Origin of the sequence: Microbacterium sp. (assembly GCF_051860965.1) — a bacterium.
In the GTDB taxonomy this organism is placed as follows: domain Bacteria; phylum Actinomycetota; class Actinomycetes; order Actinomycetales; family Microbacteriaceae; genus Microbacterium.
Genome location: NZ_JBIMKU010000002.1, coordinates 443,126 through 461,135, shown reverse-complemented (window position 1 = coordinate 461,135; position 18,010 = coordinate 443,126). Strand labels below are relative to the sequence as shown.

18 protein-coding genes are annotated in these 18,010 nt (G+C 70.1%); 13 read left to right on the top strand and 5 right to left on the bottom strand.

Annotated features, from left to right (window positions below; translation table 11 throughout):
- Position 1: 1 nt before the first annotated feature.
- A complete protein-coding gene (locus tag ACTIFV_RS05600; protein WP_439591784.1) occupies positions 2–946 on the bottom strand; it encodes a Ppx/GppA phosphatase family protein in 945 nt (314 codons plus the stop codon).
- A 46-nt stretch (positions 947–992) separates the two neighbouring features.
- Here ACTIFV_RS05600 and coaA point away from each other — a divergent pair, with 46 nt between their 5' ends.
- From coaA to tsaE, 5 genes are all read left to right on the top strand, one after another.
- Positions 993–1,958, top strand: a complete 966-nt coding sequence (coaA, locus tag ACTIFV_RS05595; protein WP_439591783.1) for a type I pantothenate kinase — start codon at positions 993–995, stop codon at positions 1,956–1,958.
- Positions 1,959–2,021: 63 nt separating this feature from the next.
- Positions 2,022–3,875 carry a glutamine--fructose-6-phosphate transaminase (isomerizing) gene (gene glmS / locus ACTIFV_RS05590; protein ID WP_439591782.1) on the top strand — a complete coding sequence of 618 codons (1,854 nt, stop codon included), beginning with the start codon at positions 2,022–2,024 and terminating at the stop codon, positions 3,873–3,875.
- A 65-nt stretch (positions 3,876–3,940) separates the two neighbouring features.
- Positions 3,941–4,381, top strand: a complete 441-nt coding sequence (locus ACTIFV_RS05585) for a holo-ACP synthase (RefSeq protein ID WP_439591781.1) — start codon at positions 3,941–3,943, stop codon at positions 4,379–4,381.
- The gene (gene alr / locus ACTIFV_RS05580; RefSeq protein ID WP_439591780.1) at positions 4,378–5,499 is read left to right on the top strand and encodes an alanine racemase; all 1,122 of its coding nucleotides are present in this window, start codon (positions 4,378–4,380) and stop codon (positions 5,497–5,499) included. The genes ACTIFV_RS05585 and alr overlap by 4 nt, the downstream gene beginning before the upstream one ends.
- Complete coding sequence (gene tsaE / locus ACTIFV_RS05575) at positions 5,496–5,969, top strand: tRNA (adenosine(37)-N6)-threonylcarbamoyltransferase complex ATPase subunit type 1 TsaE (protein WP_439591779.1); 474 nt, start codon at positions 5,496–5,498, stop codon at positions 5,967–5,969. Before alr ends, tsaE begins: the two co-directional genes overlap by 4 nt.
- Before the next feature lie 3 nt (positions 5,970–5,972).
- On the opposite strand, the gene ACTIFV_RS05570 is transcribed toward tsaE, so the two are convergent.
- Complete coding sequence (locus ACTIFV_RS05570) at positions 5,973–6,923, bottom strand: alpha/beta fold hydrolase (protein ID WP_439591778.1); 951 nt, start codon at positions 6,921–6,923, stop codon at positions 5,973–5,975.
- Between the two features lie 71 nt (positions 6,924–6,994).
- Here ACTIFV_RS05570 and tsaB point away from each other — a divergent pair, with 71 nt between their 5' ends.
- Genes tsaB through ACTIFV_RS05550 form a run of 4 tightly spaced genes read left to right on the top strand, consistent with a single transcriptional unit; the run spans position 6,995 to position 9,664 of the window.
- Positions 6,995–7,669 carry a tRNA (adenosine(37)-N6)-threonylcarbamoyltransferase complex dimerization subunit type 1 TsaB gene (gene tsaB / locus ACTIFV_RS05565; protein ID WP_439591777.1) on the top strand — a complete coding sequence of 225 codons (675 nt, stop codon included), beginning with the start codon at positions 6,995–6,997 and terminating at the stop codon, positions 7,667–7,669.
- Positions 7,666–8,160, top strand: a complete 495-nt coding sequence (gene rimI, locus ACTIFV_RS05560; protein ID WP_439591776.1) for a ribosomal protein S18-alanine N-acetyltransferase — start codon at positions 7,666–7,668, stop codon at positions 8,158–8,160. The genes tsaB and rimI overlap by 4 nt, the downstream gene beginning before the upstream one ends.
- Entirely contained in the window at positions 8,157–9,224 is a 1,068-nt protein-coding gene (tsaD, locus tag ACTIFV_RS05555) for a tRNA (adenosine(37)-N6)-threonylcarbamoyltransferase complex transferase subunit TsaD (RefSeq protein WP_439591775.1), read from the top strand. The genes rimI and tsaD overlap by 4 nt, the downstream gene beginning before the upstream one ends.
- Positions 9,221–9,664 (top strand): hypothetical protein, encoded by a 444-nt coding sequence (locus ACTIFV_RS05550; RefSeq protein WP_439591774.1) that lies wholly within the window; start codon positions 9,221–9,223, stop codon positions 9,662–9,664. Before tsaD ends, ACTIFV_RS05550 begins: the two co-directional genes overlap by 4 nt.
- 23 nt (positions 9,665–9,687) lie before the next feature.
- Here ACTIFV_RS05550 and ACTIFV_RS05545 read toward each other — a convergent pair whose 3' ends face one another.
- Complete coding sequence (locus ACTIFV_RS05545; RefSeq protein WP_439591773.1) at positions 9,688–10,875, bottom strand: THUMP-like domain-containing protein; 1,188 nt, start codon at positions 10,873–10,875, stop codon at positions 9,688–9,690.
- A gap of 182 nt (positions 10,876–11,057) precedes the next feature.
- Here ACTIFV_RS05545 and ACTIFV_RS05540 point away from each other — a divergent pair, with 182 nt between their 5' ends.
- The 4 genes from ACTIFV_RS05540 (at position 11,058) to ACTIFV_RS05525 (ending at position 16,537) form a co-directional block, all read left to right on the top strand.
- Complete coding sequence (locus tag ACTIFV_RS05540; RefSeq protein ID WP_439591772.1) at positions 11,058–11,996, top strand: hypothetical protein; 939 nt, start codon at positions 11,058–11,060, stop codon at positions 11,994–11,996.
- 80 nt (positions 11,997–12,076) lie between these two features.
- Entirely contained in the window at positions 12,077–13,036 is a 960-nt protein-coding gene (locus ACTIFV_RS05535) for a hypothetical protein (protein WP_439591771.1), read from the top strand.
- A 112-nt stretch (positions 13,037–13,148) separates the two neighbouring features.
- Positions 13,149–15,017 carry a dynamin family protein gene (locus ACTIFV_RS05530; protein WP_439591770.1) on the top strand — a complete coding sequence of 623 codons (1,869 nt, stop codon included), beginning with the start codon at positions 13,149–13,151 and terminating at the stop codon, positions 15,015–15,017.
- On the top strand, positions 15,017–16,537 hold the full coding sequence (locus ACTIFV_RS05525) for a dynamin family protein (RefSeq protein ID WP_439591769.1): 1,521 nt from the start codon (positions 15,017–15,019) through the stop codon (positions 16,535–16,537). The genes ACTIFV_RS05530 and ACTIFV_RS05525 overlap by 1 nt, the downstream gene beginning before the upstream one ends.
- Here ACTIFV_RS05525 and ACTIFV_RS05520 read toward each other — a convergent pair.
- Together ACTIFV_RS05520 and ACTIFV_RS05515 are read right to left on the bottom strand one after the other, a co-directional pair.
- Positions 16,466–17,128: a hypothetical protein gene (locus ACTIFV_RS05520; RefSeq protein ID WP_439591768.1), complete on the bottom strand. Its 663-nt coding sequence runs from the start codon at positions 17,126–17,128 to the stop codon at positions 16,466–16,468. The two genes, ACTIFV_RS05525 and ACTIFV_RS05520, sit on opposite strands and share 72 nt — an antisense overlap.
- Positions 17,115–17,966, bottom strand: a complete 852-nt coding sequence (locus ACTIFV_RS05515) for an IniB N-terminal domain-containing protein (protein WP_439591767.1) — start codon at positions 17,964–17,966, stop codon at positions 17,115–17,117. Before ACTIFV_RS05515 ends, ACTIFV_RS05520 begins: the two co-directional genes overlap by 14 nt.
- Positions 17,967–18,010: the final 44 nt, after the last annotated feature.

The window sequence follows — 18,010 nt, the reverse complement described above, 5'->3', positions numbered from 1 at the left end:
CTCAGGCGCCGGGGGCGTTCCAGGACAGCGACTCGATGTAGCGCAGCAGCACTCCTTCGCGCAGCGCCCACGGCGAGACCTCGAGCTCGTCGACGTCCATCGCGGTCATCGCCGTGTGCAGCACCACGGCGGCCGCGACGATCTGGAACGTCCGGTCGGCGGTGATGCCGGGAAGCTCCTGCCGCGCCTCGGCCGGGATGCGCGCGAGCCGCGGGATCCACGAGCCGAGCGCGGCCCGGGGCAGCAGCATCCGCTCGATCCCCGACCATCCGGGAACGGGATAGCCGACGAGCTTCGCGAGCGAGCGGATCGCCTTGGACGAGCCCACGACATGGTCGGGTCGCGGCTGGGCGGCGAACGTGTCGACGACCGGCGCGAGCGTCGCGCGCGCGTGCTCGCGGAGTCGCTCGACGTCCGCTTCGCCCGGCGGGTCATGGGGGAGGAACTGCACCGTCATCCGCCCGGCGCCGAGGGGCACGGATGCCGCGGCCTCCGGCAGTTCGTCGGCACCCGCGGCGAGCTCGAGCGAGCCGCCCCCGATGTCGAAGAGCAGGATCTGCCCGGCGGCCCATCCGAACCAGCGGCGCACGGCGAGGAAGGTGAACCGCGCCTCGGTCTCGCCCCCGAGCACCTGCAGCGGCTGGCCCAGAGCCGCTTCGATCCGGGCGATCACCTCGGCGCCGTTCGTCGCCTCGCGCACCGCCGAGGTCGCCGTCGCGAGCAGCTCGGTCACCTTCTCGGATGCGGCGACCGCGCGGGCTTCGGAGACCGCCGCGACGAGGGCGGCGACTCCCTCGTCGCTGATCGATCCGTCGGGTGCGAGGTAGCGCATGAGACGCAGCACCGTCCGGCGGCTCGTCGTCGCGAGCGGCCTGCCACCGGGACGCACATCGGCGACGAGCAGATGGACGGTGTTCGAGCCGATGTCGAGGACTCCCAGGCGCACGGATTCAGGCTACTGGTAGCGGGTCCGGCCCCCGCCACCGGCTACGATGGCCCCGATGTCTGCCGAAGAAGCCGTCACGGCTCCCACCCTCGCCGATTCGCTCTACCGTGAGATCGACCGCGAGGAATGGTCGCGATTGGCGGCCGGCATCACGCAGCCTCTGTCCGAGACCGAGATCGTGCAGATCCGCGGCATCGGCGATCGCCTCGACATGGCGGAGGTCGCGCAGGTCTACCTGCCGCTGAGTGGACTGCTGAGCCTCTACGCGACGAGCTCGAAGCGCCTGGGCGCCGAGACGAGCTCGTTCCTGCGCGAGGACGACACGACGACCCCGTTCGTCGTCGGGGTGGCGGGGTCGGTCGCCGTCGGAAAATCGACCATCGCGCGCCTGCTGCGCGAGCTCATGAGCCGCTGGCCCGGCACCCCTCGCGTCGAGCTCGTCACGACCGACGGGTTCCTGTACCCGAACGCCGAGCTGGAGCGACGGGGGCTCATGGAGCGCAAGGGCTTCCCCGAGTCCTACGATCGCCGCGCCCTCGTGGAGTTCCTGACGAACGTCAAGAGCGGTGCGCCCGAGGCGCGCGCTCCGTTCTACTCGCACATGAAGTACGACATCGTGCCGGACGCCCGTGTCACGGTCCGCCGACCGGATGTCGTCATCGTCGAGGGCCTCAACGTCCTCCAGCCGCCCCCGTCGCCGAACGACGTCGCCGTGAGCGAGCTGTTCGACTTCTCGATCTATGTCGACGCCGACAGCGATCATGTCGCGCAGTGGTACGTCGAGCGCTTCCTCGCGCTGCGCAACGCGGCGTTCAGCAACCCGAACTCGTTCTTCAATGTGTTCGCCCATCTGTCGGACGAAGAGGCGATCGAGCGGGCGCTCGGTTACTGGAACAGCATCAACCTGCCGAATCTCCTGGAGAACGTGCTGCCGACCAAGCATCGCGCCACCCTCGTCCTGCAGAAGGCGGCGAATCACACCGTCGAGCGGGTGCTCCTGCGCAAAGTCTGACGGACCTGGGATTTCCGGGTTCGTTCGGCGTCCTCCCATATCCCGCCTCGTACCATTGACCTCATGTGTGGAATCGTCGGATATGTGGGCCCCCGCCCCAGCCAGCCCATTCTCATCGCGGGCCTGTCGCGCCTCGAGTACCGCGGCTACGATTCCGCGGGCATCGCGGTGATCGACGGCGACGGCGACCTCGAGATGCGCAAGCGCGCGGGCAAGCTGCAGGTGTTGCGGGATGACCTCGAAGCGCACCCGATGGACGAGGGCACGACGGGCATCGGCCACACGCGCTGGGCGACCCACGGCGGGCCGACCGACGCCAACGCGCACCCGCATCTCGCCGACGACGACAAGCTCGCCGTGATCCACAACGGGATCATCGAGAACTTCGCCGAGCTCAAGGCCGAGCTCGTGAGCGAGGGCTACTCCTTCCGCAGCGAGACCGACACCGAGGTGTCGGCGGTGCTGCTGGGCCGCGAGTACCGTGCGAACGGCGGCGACCTGATCGCGGCGTTCCGCGCGATCGCCGCCCGTCTCGAAGGCGCTTTCACCCTCCTCGCCATGCACGAAGAGCACCCCGGCCTGGTCGTCGGCGCGCGGCGCAACTCCCCGCTCGTGATCGGGCTCGGCGAGGGCGAGAACTTCCTCGGCTCCGACGTCGCCGCGTTCGTCGAGCACACCCGCCGCGCCCTCGCGATCGGGCAGGACCAGATCGTCGCCATCACGCCGTCCGGTGTCGAGGTGACCGACTTCGCCGGTCAGGCCGTCGAGGTCGAGCCGTTCGAAGTGATGTGGGATGCCGCAGCCGCCGACAAGGGCGGCTGGTCCTCGTTCATGGCCAAGGAGGTGTCGGAGGAGCCCGAGGCGGTCGCCAACACGCTCCGCGGTCGCGTTCGCGACGGCCAGATCGTCATCCCCGAGCTGGACGGTCTCGACGAGCTGTTCGTGGGCATCGACCGCATCATCGTCATCGCCTGCGGCACCGCCGCGTACGCCGGCCAGGTCGGCAAGTACGCACTCGAGCAGTGGACCCGCGTGCCGGTCGACGTCGAGCTCGCACACGAGTTCCGCTACCGCGACCCCGTGATCGGCCCGAACACACTCATCGTGTCGATCAGCCAGTCCGGCGAGACGATGGACACTCTCATGGCGGTCAAGTACGCGCGCGAGCGCGGCGCCAAGACGCTGTCGATCTGCAACACGCAGGGAGCGACCATCCCGCGCGAGTCCGACGCGATCATCTACACGCACGCCGGCCCCGAGGTCGCCGTCGCCTCGACCAAGGCGTTCGTCGCGCAGATCACGGCGCTCTATCTGCTCGCGCTCCACGTCGCCCGGGTGCGCGGCTCGATCTCGGCGACCGAGGCCGCCCAGCACGTGCTCGAGCTCGAAGCCATCCCGGGCAAGATCTCGCAGATCCTCGAGCGCGAGCAGTCCCGCATCGAGCAGTTCGCGCACTGGATGGCCGACACGCGATCGGTGCTGTTCCTCGGTCGCCACGTGGGCTATCCGATCGCGCTCGAGGGTGCGCTCAAGCTCAAGGAGATCTCCTACATCCACGCCGAGGGCTTCGCGGCGGGCGAGCTCAAGCACGGCCCCATCGCGCTCATCGAGCCCGGCCAGCCCGTCTTCGTCATCGTGCCGTCGCCGCGCGAGTCGTCGGAGCTGCACAAGAAGGTCGTCTCGAACATCCAGGAGATCCGCGCGCGCGGGGCCCGCGTGATCGTCATCGCGGAAGAGGGCGACGCCGCCGTGCTGCCCTTCGCCGACGAGGTGCTGCGCATCCCGCTGGCCGGTCCGCTCTTCGAGCCGCTCCTCGCCGTCGTGCCGCTGCACATCTTCGCGATGGGTCTCGCGACCGCGAAGGGCCTCGACGTCGATCAGCCGCGCAACCTCGCGAAGTCCGTCACCGTCGAGTAGGCCGTCCCCTTTCTCGCGGACGATAGTGTGACGGATGCCGCGAAGCGGCGTGCGGAGGGAACCACATGATCGTCGGGATCGGCGTCGACCTCGTCGACATCGGCCGCTTCGAGCGTGCGCTGGAGCGCACTCCGCGCCTGGCCGCGCGACTCTTCACCGACGCCGAGCGGCTCCGCCCGCCGAGGTCCCTCGCCGCGCGCTACGCCGCGAAGGAGGCCCTCATCAAGGCCCTCGGCGGCTCCGAGGGCGTGCACTGGACCGAGATCGAGATCACGCCCGAGGCATCCGGTCGTCCGTGGTTCACGCTCACGGGCTCGACCGCCGACGTCGTCGCAGAGAAGGGCATCGCGACCCTCCACCTGTCGATGTCGCACGACGGCGGGTTCGCCACGGCGTACGTCATCGCCGAGTCGTCGTCGGATCCGCAGGAGCGCACCGGAACGGGGCGGGCGACAGCGGAAGATCCGGATCCTGCCACGGGGGCCGGCTCAGGTGGTCCGCGATGAGCGCGCTGCCCGCGGGGGTCATGCGCGAGGCGACGATCGACGTCGGCGCGATCACGGCGAACGTGCGACACCTCCGCCGACTCACCGAGTCCGAGGTCATCGCCGTCGTCAAGGCCGACGGGTACGGGCACGGTGCCGTGCGCTCCGCCGTGGCGGCGCTCGAGGGCGGTGCCACGCGTCTGGGCGTCGCGGACATCGGCGAGGCGATGGCGCTGCGTCGCGGCGGCATCATGGCTCCGGTCCTCGCGTGGCTTCACGCGCCGGGCACCTCGTTCGGCGAAGCGGCGTCGGTCGGCATCGAGCTCGGCATCTCGTCGTACGACCAGCTGCAGGCCGCGGCGGCCGCGGCATCCGGCGACCGCCCCGTCGGCGTGCACCTCAAGCTCGAGACAGGTCTCTCCCGCAACGGGATCGCCCCGGCCGACTACCGCATCGTGTTCGCCGAGGCCGCACGCCTCGAGCGGATCGGCCGTCTTCGGGTCATCGGCCTGTTCAGTCACCTCTCGAACGCCTCGGACGCGGACGACCGTGCGGCGCTGCGGGTCTTCCACGACGGCGTCGAGGTCGCCGCCACCGCGGGGCTCGCGCCGCCGCTGCGGCACATCGCGGCCACGCACGCCGCGATCGCCCTGCCGGAGGCACGGCTCGGCTGCGTGCGAGTGGGAATCGGCATCTACGGTCTGTCGCCGTTCGCGGATCGCTCGTCGGCCGACCTCGGCCTGCGACCGGCGATGACGCTGCGGGGCTCGGTCGTCGCGGTGCGCCGCGTGCCCGAGGGTACGGGGGTGTCCTACGGCTACGACCACCGCACCGTGGGCGAGACGACGCTGGCCCTGGTGTCGCTGGGTTACGCCGACGGCGTGCCGCGGCAGGCATCGGGGCGCGGCCCCGTGCGGATCGGCGACGCCGACTTCCGCGTCGCGGGGCGCATCGCGATGGATCAGTTCGTCGTCGACGTCGGAGACCACCCGGTCGCCGTCGGCGACGAGGCCGTGCTCTTCGGAGACCCGACACTGGGCGCGCCGGCCGCCGACGACTGGGCCGCCGCCGCGAGCACCGTCAACTACGAGATCGTGACCCGCGTCGGCCCCCGCGTCCCGCGCCGGTGGGTGTCGTGAGCGGTCTCGATCCGCTCGTCGGCGAGAGCGAGATCGCGACGCCCGACGAGATGGAGGCGCTCGGGGAGCGGATGGGCCGGATGCTGCGACCCGGCGACGTCGTCGTGCTGACCGGTGCGCTCGGCGCCGGCAAGACGACCTTGACGCGCGGCATCGCAGCCGGCCTCGGCGTGCGGGGGCCCGTGCAGAGCCCGACCTTCGTCATCGCCCGCACGCATCCGTCGCTGATCGGGGGCGCTCCTCTCGTGCACGTCGACGCATACCGTCTCGGCTCCGCGCTGGAGCTCGACGACCTCGACATCGACGTGGACCGCTCGGTCGTCATCGTCGAGTGGGGGCGCGGCATGGCAGGGCACCTCGCCGATGTCTGGTGGGAGGTCGAGCTCGAGCGCGGGTCGGGCGTCGTCGCCGCCGATGCCGAGCTCGACGCCGACGCCCCGCGCCGCGTCACGATCGCGCGGCGTCCCTGACGCTCACGCGGCCACGCCGGCCCGCGCCCGACGCGTGCCGATCCGCGCGTCGAAGGTGGAGCGGATCGCCTCGAGCACGATGTCGGGTCGTTCGATGTGCGCGAAGTGACCGGCACCGGCGATCAGATGCGCCGAGAACCCGGGGATGAGCGCGGCGAAGATCTTCTCGTCGTGATGGCCTGCGAACACGTCGGTGCGTCCGCGCAGCGACAACACGGGAGCCGAGATGGCCCGCCAGCGCGTCTCGTCGTACGCGGCGGCCGCGCGCGTGGCCGCGAGGAAGGAGCCCGGACGGATCTCGTCGCCCAGCGCGTCGACGACACTGCGGTCGATCGCGAACGGATGCGCGAACAGCGGTGCGGCGGCGAGTCGCAGCAGGCGGAGCCGCCGCAGAGCGGGAACGAGCGTGCGGCCGAGGGCGCCCGTGGCATCCAGCAACCGCATCGCAACGAGCATTCCCACGAAGCCCGGAAGGAGGCCCACTGCACGCCAGGGGTGGCGGACGGCATCCATCACCCCTGCGCCGGTGCTCGAGACGAGCACGACGCCCCGGGTCGCCGCGGGCTCGCGGGCCGCGAGCTCGAGCGCGACGAACCCGCCGAGCGAGTGGCCCACCACGTTCCACCGCGAGTAGCCGAGCGAGCGCGCGACCTCCGCGACCGATGCCGCCATCTTCGCGACGTCCGTGTCCTCATCGAGCGCACCGCTCTCGCCCCATCCCCGCAGATCGGGTACGACCAGATCCTGCAGCGGTCGTCCGGAGCGGTCGGAGGCGACGATGAGCGGCGTCCACGTGGTCCAGGAGCCGGCAGCGCCATGGAGCAGGATCGTCGCGGTCGCCGTCCTTCGGCGCCCCGCGCGAACGACGACGCGTCCGACGCTCGTGCCGACGGCCTGCCGTCGAAGTCCCACATCGCCCTCTCGGGTGACGAGCGCGAGGAATCGCGTGCGCATGCCGTCCATGCAGGGAGTTCGGTGCGACCGTGCGCGGCGGATTGCCGACGGGGCCCGGCTAACCTGGAAGGGTGATCCTCGGCATCGACACTTCGCTCGGCACGGCCGTCGCCGTCGTCGAGGACGACGGGGTCGTGCGGGCCGAGGCATCCAGCGACGATCCGCTCTCTCACGCCGAGGTGATCGGGCAGCTGCTGCAGCGCGCGCTCGCCGACGCGGCCTTCGGACCGATCGGCACGACCCTCACTCCCGATGTCGTCGATGTGACGCATGTCGCCTCGGGCATGGGCCCGGGGCCGTTCACGGGCCTGCGCGTCGGGATCGCCGCGGCGCGCGCTTTCGCGCTCGGCCGCGGCGCCGCTGTCGTTCCGGTGCCGAGTCACGACGCTGTCGCTCTCGGCATCCTGCTCGAGGAGGCGATGACGGATGCCGCGGGCGCGCGCTTCGCCGTCGTCACCGACGCGCGGCGCAAGGAGTTCGCCTACACCGTTTACGACGGACTCGACGACGACGGCCTGCCCGTGCGCGTGACCGACTCCGCCCTCGTGCCGCGAGACGACCTCGACGCGGTGCTCGCGGAGCTCCGCGCGCAGCGGAGGGATGCGGCATCCGTCTCGGCATCCATGCTCGCACTCGTCGCCGCGCGCGCTCTCGCTGCCGGGCGCGAGCTCGCTTCGAGCGAGCCGCTCTACCTGCGCGCTCCCGACGTGACGCCGCCCTCCGGGCCGAAGCGGGTGACGGCATGATCCGCCGCGCCGGACCCGACGACCTCGCGGGAATCATGGATCTCGAGCGGACGTCCTTCCCGACCGATGCGTGGTCCGAGGCGATGATGCGCGAGGAGCTCGCGTCGCGCCACGGCTGGTATATCGTCGACGAGCTCGCGGGCCGACTCGTCGGCTACGCGGGCCTGCGTGCGGTGGCGGGGGCGAAGGATGCCGACGTCCAGACGATCACGATCGCCGAGGCCTCCCGCGGTCGCGGTCGCGGCCGCGCGCTGCTCGAGGCGCTCCTCGACGAAGCCGCGCGGCGGAGTGTGCGCGAGGTGTTCCTCGAGGTGCGCGCCGACAACCCCGTCGCCCAGCGCCTCTACGCCTCGGAGGGCTTCCTCGAGATCGCCCGTCGGCCTCGCTACTACCAGCCCGACGATGTCGACGCCGTGGTGATGAAGCTCGATGTCGTCGGCTGGCTTCGCGGTCGCGCGGCACAGCCGGCCGATGCGGGGGCGTGCACGTGAACCGCGCGGAGCCGTTGGTCCTCGGCATCGAGACGAGCTGCGACGAGACCGGCATCGGCATCGTGCGGGGTCGCACGCTGCTGTCGAACACGATCGCGAGCTCGATGGACGAGCATGCGCGCTACGGCGGAGTCGTGCCCGAAGTCGCAGCCCGAGCGCATCTCGAGGCGCTGCAGCCCGCGATCGAGACCGCGCTGGCCGAAGCATCCGTCCGCCTCGACGACCTCGATGCGATCGCCGTCACATCCGGTCCGGGGCTCGCCGGTGCGCTCATGGTGGGCGTCGGCGCCGCCAAGGCGCTCGCCGTCTCGCTCGGCAAGCCCCTCTACGCCGTGAACCACCTCGTCGGCCACATCGCGGCGGATCTCCTCACCGGCGACGAGGTGGAGTACCCGACCGTCGCGCTGCTCGTGAGCGGCGGGCACACGTCGCTGCTGCTCGTGCGCGATCTCACGAGCGATGTCGAGATGCTCGGCGAGACGATGGATGACGCGGCCGGCGAGGCGTTCGACAAGATCGCCCGCATCCTCGGCCTGCCCTACCCGGGCGGCCCCGAGATCGATCGTGCCGCCGCATCCGGCGACCCCGACGCGATCCGCTTCCCGCGCGGACTGTCCCGCGCGTCGGACATGGCGAAGCACCGCTACGACTTCTCGTTCTCCGGCCTGAAGACCGCCGTCGCGCGCTGGATCGAGCAGCGCCAGGCAGAGGGCCGGCCTGTTCCCGTCGCCGATGTCGCGGCATCGTTCCGGGAATCCGTCGTCGACGTGCTCGTGACCAAGGCGCTGGCGGCATGCAAGGACCACGACGTTCCCCGTCTGCTGCTGGGTGGCGGCGTCATCGCCAACCGCCGGCTGCGCGAGGTCGCGCTCACGCGCGGCGAGGCGGCGGGAGTCGCCGTGCGCATCCCGCCGCTTTCGCTGTGCACCGACAACGGTGCGATGATCGCGGCCCTCGCGTCGCAGCTGATCATGTCGGGTCGGCGCCCGTCGACGCTCGCGTTCGGCGCCGATTCCACGCTCCCGGTCACCGAGATCCAGGTCGATGAGGAGGGGGCGTCATGACGATCCCTCATGGTGACGAGCGTCCGAAGCCCATCGTCGACGCGGCATCGCCCGACGTCGACGCCACGGCGGGCTCCTCCGCGCTGCCGGGGATGCACCGCGGCGGGTTCCAGCGCCTCCCGACCGCGCCGGTGAACGTGACGACCCAGTCGGCGCCGACCCTCGATGCGCCGCTGGAGTGGGCGCCGCCCGTCCCCGTCTCTCGCGGACTCGCCGGATGGGCCCTGGGCATCTCGATCATCGGTCTCGTCGTGTCGCTCGTCGTCGGATGGGGCTTCCCGATCGGTCTCGTCGCGGCCATCACGGCGATCGTCGCCCTGCGTCGACCCTTCGAGAGCCGGCAGGTCGCGGTGTGGGCGCTCATCCTCGGGCTGGTCTCGGTGCTCTACAGCGCCGGCTGGCTGTGGCGGGCGGCAAGCCGGGCCAACCTGTTCGGCTGACGCCGGGTGGACCGCGCCGTCGCTCAGACGCGATCGGCGAGGATCGCCGTGCGCTTGCTGCCGATGCGGGTCACGAACAGCGTCGCCGATGCGTCGCCCCGGAGCTTGAGCTGCGTCCGCAGTCGTGCCGGATCGATGTCGACGCCGCGCTTCTTGATCTCGAGCCGGCCGATGCCGCGCTCGCGCAGTGCGCGAGAGAGCGCCTTCGGGTCGGCGGGGAGGACTTCGCGGACGCGGAAGCTCGCGACGAAGGGACTGGTCAGCGCGGCATCCGACGTCAGGTAGGCGATGCGCTCGTCGAGCATCCCCGCCTGCAGAGCCCGGGCGACATCGCCGATGAGACGCGCGCGGATGACGGCGCCGTCGGGCTCGTGCAGGTAGGCGCCGAGCTCGCGGACGGGCTCGTCCGCCGCATCCGTCGCCGACGTCAGCTCGTGCGCCGCGTCGCCGCGCACGACGAGGGCGGCGCGCCGCACGCCCGGGCGGGCGAGCGGCCGTGACCAGAGCACGAGCTCGATCGTCGAGCCGTCTGCACTCACCCACTGCGCCTCGACGTCGTCGGGGATGAGGTCGCGGTCGAGGCCCGGACCGAGCTTGACCCCGGCCGGCACGCGTGCCGCGAGGGCGAACACCCAGTCCAGCGACGGCGACCAGTCCTCCGGCCGTGTGCGCGTCGTCTCGGTATGGCCCGACGTACGCCGGGCGGGGTCGAGCCAGACGGCGTCGATTCCGGAGAGATCGGATGTCTCGGCCGTGCCGTGGGTGACGGAGACCGCGTCGGCGAACGGCGCGAGGTTGTAGGCCGCGATCGCGGCGGTGGTCTCGTCGGCGTCGACCGCCCGCAAGCGCAGGCCGAGCCCCGCCAGGCCGAGGGCATCGCCGCCGATCCCGCACCCGAGGTCTGCGACGTCGGTCATGCCGGCATCGCGGAAGCGGGCGGCGTGCCGAGCCGCGACCGGCAGGCGGGTCGCCTGCTCGAGCCCCGCGCGTGTGAAGAGCATGCGCTGCGCGAATTCGCCGAACTTCGCGCGAGCCTTGACCCGCAGTCGCGCCTGCCCGACGACCGCCGAGACGAGATCGGGTGAGTGGCCGTCCTTGCGCAGTCGCGTGACAACCCGGGCGACGTCGTCAGCGGACTCGATCGGCGGCAGCGCATCGAGAAGGCGCAGGCCCTCCGGGGTGAGCAGCGCCGTGAGCTCCGCAGCATCCATCCCCTCACCCTATGGCCGACGGGGGATCCCCCCTCGCGATCCCTGGAGGTCCCCCCGAATCCCCGTCCCGCGTGTGCGGATGCCCCGTATGCATCCCCGATGTGCCCCCGCGGGGCCCGCTCGTAGCGTGAGACCACGATCAACCGCACGTGGGGCACTGCCCCGGAAAAGGGATGGAACCCATGGACGACATCGACACCACCGAGTACGACAGCTCCTTCAACACGGGGACCTGGAACTCGGGCAACACCGAGAACACCACCAACAACGCCAACCTCGGCGTCGCCGTGGACGACTCATACAACGAGGACAGCTCCACGAACGACAGCGGCAACACGGACCTCGGCATCGCCGACTCGTGGAACGAGGACAACTCCATCAACGACAGCGGCAACCTCGCCGTCGACGTGTCGGACTCGTTCAACGAGGACTCGAACGACAGCTGGATGCAGACCACGGACTCGTACAACGACAACTCCGACAACTCGGTCGACGACAACAGCGACAACTCGACGAACGACTCGAACAACTCGTGGTCCGAGATGGTGACCGAGGACTCGTACAACTCCTGGACCGACGCCTCGACGACGGACAACTCGATCCACGTGGGCAACCGCGACTACAGCACCGGCTTCGGCAGTGTCAGCCTCGGTGGCGGCTCGGGCGCCGGCGGCGACGGCGACACGATGGTCAACAACCAGAACACGATCATCGACCAGTCGTTCAACGCGAACGTGGCCGGCGGGGCGTGGGGCGCGGGCGGCAGCCACGCCGTCGTCGCCTCGGGGGATGACTCGATCGCCGCAGCGGGAGACGTCAACCTCACCACGAACGTCGACAACTCAACGAGCTTCTCGGCAGCCGAGGGCGACATCAACATCGGCAACGAGACGTCGGTGGTGAACATCACGGACTCCTACAACAGCTGGGAGGACAACTCCAGCTGGGAGGACAGCTCCACCCACAGCGACGTCAGCGGGTCGTTCAACGACTACTCCGAGGACTACACCGCCACCGACTCGTTCAACGAGACGAACGACCTCTTCGAGAGCACCGACGTCACCACCGACATCAGCGCGATCATCGACAGCTCCGACGCGTCGATCGACTTCGCGGGCTGAACCGATCCCCGGCCGCCGGTGCTCCGTGCCGGCGGCCGGGCCCCAGACACTGACCACTTCACGACAGGAAGCAGAAGATCATGGCCGACTACGACCTCGAGGACTTCGACGACTCGTTCAACACGAAGGTGCGGGACTCGAACAACACCACCAACACCACCAACAACACGAGCTTCGCGGCCGACCTCAACGGCGTGGGCAACTCCGACGACTCGGTCAACGGCAGCGGCAACTCGATGACCGACATCAGCGGCAGCGGCAACACCGACAACTCGGTCAACGGCAGCGGCAACGCCGATGTCTCGCTCGACGGCGTCGGCAACGTCGACTCGCACGACATGACGACCGGCATCGAGGGGTCGTACAACGACGGCTCCGACAACTCGACCGACGACCACTCCGACAACTCGACGAACGGATCCGGCAACGCGTACTCGTTCGAGCATGTCGCGGGCTCGTACAACTCCTACATGGACGAGTCGATGACCGACCACTCGATCGAGGTCGGCTCGCGCAGCTACGACACGGGCTTCGGCGACGTGTCGCTCGGCGGCGCGGGCGGCGGCAGCGGCGACGTGTGGGTCAACAACCAGAACACGATCGTCGACCAGTCCTTCAACGGCAACGTGGGGGCCGGCGGCGAGGTCGAGGGAGTCGGCGGGAACACCGCGATCGTGGCATCCGGCAACGGATCGTTCGCCGCAGGCGGCGATGTCAACCTGAGCCAGTCGGTGGACCGCTCGACGGACTTCAACGCCGGTGGCGACATCAACCTGAACAACACGACCGACGTCGTCACCATCGAGGGCTCGTACAACTCCGAGGTCGACAGCTCGTCGTGGACCGACAGCTCGACGCACGAGACGACCGACGATTCGTTCAACGACGGCTCGCAGAGCTGGATGGCGGACGGCTCCTTCAACGAGGAGCTCACCTCGTCCACCGAGAGCACGTGGGATGTCGACGCGGACGTGATCTGGGGCAGCGAGGACGCCTCGATCGGCGCGACGGAGACGCCGGACATGGACTTCGACTCCTGACGATCCGCTGCCTCGATCGCTCCGAATAGCGATCAGGACCGCGATGACCCTCGGACGCGCATCCGGGGGTCATCGTCGTCAGGACCTCACGCCCGAACGAGAGAAGTCGACGATGACGCAGGCAGTCCAGACAGCCGCGAAGGCGGATGCCGCTACGACCGGCGCCGACCGGGTCACGGCGGAGCTCGTTCCGCTCGTCGACCGGGCGGCGGAGTACTCGAAGGCGGTCGGGCGGGCGGATCTGGTCGACCGGCTCGAGCAGACCCGGGCCCGCCTGCTCGACCCGTTCGTCCGCGTCATCGTGGTCGGCCAGTTCAAGCAGGGCAAGAGCAAGCTCGTCAACGCCCTCGTGAACGCCCCCGCGTGTCCCGTCGACGACGACATCGCCACGAGCGTGCCGACCTCCGTCTCGTTCGCCGACGAGCCCGCCGCGTTCGCGCTGGTGCGCGACGAGTCCGCCGCGGAGCCGAGGATCGGGCGCATGTCGATCCCGCTCGACGACCTTGCCGAGTTCGTCTCGGAGCGCGGCACGAGCGAGATCAAGCAGGACATCGTGGGCGCCGAGGTGCTGCTGCCCCGAGCGATCCTCCGCGGCGGACTGCGGCTGGTCGACTCGCCGGGCGTGGGCGGCATCGAGTCGACCCGTTCGGTGAGCACCCTCGCCGCTCTGTCGACGGCCCACGCCGTGCTCCTCGTGTCCGACGCCTCGCAGGAGTACACCGAGCCGGAGATGCAGTTCCTGCGCCACGCTCTGCGGGTCTCGCCCAATGTCGCCGCCGTGCTGTCGAAGACCGACATGTATCCCGAGTGGCGCGAGATCGAGCAGGCCGACCGCTCCCACCTCGGCGATGTCGGGCGGATCCCGATGTTCGCCGTGTCCAGCGACCTGCGCCTGCTCGCGGCGAGGGAGCAGGATCGCGACCTCAACGACGAATCGGGCTTCCCCGCCCTCGTCGCGCATCTGCGCACCGACGTTCTCGGTCGCGCCGAGGTCGTCCACCAGCGGGCGGCCGTGCACGATCTGGTCTCGGTCGTCGAGCAGCTCTCGATGACCACCAAGGCCGAGCTCACCGCCCTCACCAACCCGCAGGACACCCCCCGCATGATCGCCCAGCTCGAAGAGGCGAAGAACCGGGCCGACGAGTTCCGCAGCCGGTCGTCCCGGTGGCAGGTCACGCTGAGCGACGGCATCTCGGATCTCGTCGCCGACACCGAGCACGATCTGCGCGATCGCCTGCGCAAGGTGCAGCGCGAGGCCGAGACATCCATCGACGAAGGCGACCCCGGACCGATCTGGGATCAGATCGTCGAGTGGCTGAACCTGCGGGTGTCAGATGCCGTCTCCGAGACCTTCGTGTGGACCAACGACCGCTCGCGGTGGCTGTCGGAGCAGGTGGCTGAGGAGTTCATGGCGGATCAGGCGGAGATCCCCTACCTCGACGTCGGCGACACGGTCGGGGTGCTCGATCCGGTCGAGCCGCTCCAAGGTATGGACGAAGGTCGCCTTGGCGCGGCCGAGAAGATCTACATCGGCGTGCGCGGATCGTACGGCGGTGTCCTGATGGCCGGACTCGCGACGAGTCTCATCGGCATGTCTCTGATCAATCCGCTGTCGCTGCTCGTGGGCGTGCTGGTCGGGCGCCGTGCCTATCGCGAAGACATGACGTCGCGCCTGTCACGTCGCCAGGCGGAGGCGAAGAACCTCACCCGACGGCACATCGAGGACGTCGTGTTCCAGGTGGGCAAGCAGCTGAAGGACCGCCTCCGTCTCGTGCAGCGCGTCGCACGCGATCACTTCGGCTCCATCGCGGACGAGCTGCACCGCTCGCTGTCCGAATCGGTGCTGGCCGCCAAGCAGGCGGCGACCATGTACACCGCCGACCGCGACGGCCGTGTCCGGGAGCTGCAGGCGCAGCTGGCGCGCATCGAGGCGCTGCGCTCCGACCTGCCCGCGCTGGCCGCCGATCGCGCGGAGCGCTGATGCCGGACGGGCTGCGCGAACTGTCGGCGCTCGTCGACGACGCGCGAGATCTCTACCGCGACGACGCGGATGCCCTCGCGCGGCTCGACGACTGGGATCGACGGATCCACGAACCGCTGCGGCTCGCCGTGGCGGGCATGGTCAAGGCGGGCAAGTCGACGCTTCTGAATGCGCTCATCGGCGAGAGGATCGCGCCCACCGACGCGGGGGAATGCACGCGCACCATCACGTGGTACCGCTACGGTGCGACGGCGAGGATCACGCTGCATCTCGCCGACGGCACCGAGGCTCCGCTCCCCGTGCGCCGTGTCGACGGACAGCTCGTCCTCGACCTCGAGGGCCGCACGGCCGACGATGTCCTGCGGATCGACGTCGAGTGGCCGTCGGAGAGCCTGCGCTCCCTGATCCTCATCGACACGCCCGGCATCGGCTCGCTGTCCGAGGCCGTGTCGGCGCGCTCCTTCCGCTTCCTCACACCCGAGGACTCCGCGTCGGAGGCCGACGCGATCCTCTACCTCCTGCGTCACGTCCACTCGACGGACGTCGGCTTCCTGGAGGCGTTCCGCGACAGCGCGGCGGGGTCGTCACATGCCGTCAACGCCGTCGCCCTCCTCTCGCGTGCCGACGAGATCGGCTCGGGGCGCATCGACTCCCTGCTGTCGGCGGCGCAGATCGCCGGACGATATCGCCGCGACGGAGAGCTGCGCACTCTCGCGCTCGACTGCATCCCTGTCGCGGGCCTGCTGGCCGAGGCGGCCCGCACGCTGCGCGAGAGCGAGTTCGGGGCGTTCCAGGACCTCGCAGGTCTCGATCGGGAGATCCGCGACCGGATGCTGATCTCGGTGGATCGATTCGTCCGACCGATCGAGGGCGTGACGCCCGAGGTCGACACCCGCGTGGCTCTTCTGGACCGGTTCGGGCTCTTCGGCGTGCGACTGGGCGCTGCGCTCGTGCGCGGCGGCGCTACCTCGTCGTCCGAGCTGCGCGACCGGATGGTGCAGCAGAGCGGACTCGTCGACGTGCAGCGCTTCATCGCCGATCAGTTCCGCTCGCGCACGGCGACGCTCAAGGCGCGCGGTGCCCTCCAGGCCATCGAGACGCTCGTGCGCGAGCGTCCGGTCGAAGGGTCGCAGGAGCTGCACGCTGCCATCGAACGCCTGCGTGCCGGTGACCACGACCTGCGTGAGCTCGAGGTGCTCGCCGCCCTGCGCTCGGCCGACCTCGGTCTGGATGCCGAGGATCACGCCGACGCGGAGCGCCTCATCGGCGGGGAGGGCACCACTCCGTCCGCTCGCCTCGGGCTCGCGGTCTCGGCGAGCGATCGAGCCGTGGCATCCCGGGTCCGTGACGTCCTCGCGCACTGGCATGCGCGGGCAGAGTCGCCGTCGTCCGACCGCAGCGCCGCCGATCTCGCACGTGTCGTGATCCGCAGCGTCGAGGGGGCCGCGTCAGAGCTGGGAGTCGCCGACGGGCGCTTGGGGTCCGCGCCGGATGTCGTGCCGGCGAGCGCTCCAGCGTAGCGACGGGGGAAGGACGCTCACGAGCAGTCCGAGAGCCGCGAGCGCGACCTGAGCCTGCAGGATCCTCTCGAGCGGGAGCCCGCGGTCGCCGAATGCGACCAGCTCACCCGCGATGAGCACGACGCCCGCCGAGAACAGCACGGAGCCGAACTGCCACCACCGCACCTTCGGTCGGCGGTTCGCGAACGACACCAGCAGCACGATCTGCAGCAGGATGATCGCTACCAGCGGCGAGAACACCGACCAGAACACGATGTCGGCGGCCGAGGTGTACGTCGCCTCGGCCCGGCTGCCGTCGACGCCGCGCACGAGGTCGGCGATCTCGGGCAGCTGCGCCTGGCGGATGATCATCAGATAGACGACGCCGACGGCGCCGGCGAGCAGGCTCGTGACCCAGAGCAGCTGCGCGATCCGCACGACGATGGGCGGTGGCGCCTTGACCAGCACCGGCGCCGCGTCCTTTCCCGCGAGCGGCGGACGCTCGGGTACGGCGGCCCGACGCTCGAGGTGCGCATCTGCGGGACTCACGCGCGCGGGGGCCTCGGGAGTCGTCTCGCCGCGATCGTCGCGCGATGTCTCAGAGATCGTCATCGGCGGGGATCTCGCTCGTGAGGGCCGTGTCGAGTTCGTCGAACGCCCCGGTCAGGTCGCTTTCGACGCTCGCGTCGGTGTACTCGGCGTACGGGTCGGGTGCTTCGGTGGCAGGCTCCTCGGCGGGCGCCTCTTCCGTGACCACGGTCTCGGTGGGCGCCTCTTCGACGACGGCGGTCGAGGCGTCGATGTCCGTCTCGGTGGACTCCTCGGTCGTCGTGTTGGCCGAATCGTCGAGGGTGACATCCGTCGACTCGTCGTTGCCGGAGTCCTCGACGACCACGACCGTGGACTCGTCCGTCGTCGTCGACGTGTCCGAGTCCTCATTCATCGAGTCCTCGATCACGGTGACATCGGTCTCGTTTCCGATGTTCGCGTCCCCGCCGGCCTCGATCGTCGTGGACTGGTCGAGCGACTCCTCGTTGTCGAGGTTCTCGCCGGCCGCCATGGCGTCGTCGCCCGAGGCCACGACGGCCTCCTGGTCGAAGGTCTGCGTCACGTCGCCCTCGGCCCAGATGTTCTGGTTCACCGACTGGTCCACGATCGTGTCGCGGTCATCCACCCACTGCACGTGGGTGGTGATCTGCTTGATCTCGCGCACGACGGGGTTGGCGTGATGCTCCACGGCGACCGGCTTGACGACCTGGATGACCTGCGTGCGCTCGATGACGATGGGCGCGACGGATGCCACATCCGACGCGTTCGCGTGATTCAGGCCGCGCTGCGCGAGCATGCCTTCTGGATCGTCGTCGAACTCCGCGGCGGCGGCGGGGTCCCGCAGCAGACTGAGGATGAACTCGATGAGGGCATCAGCGATCGTGGTGAGCGTGAGGCTCATGGTCGGCTCCTTCTGGTGGGGATCCTGCTTCGACGGTAGAGGTC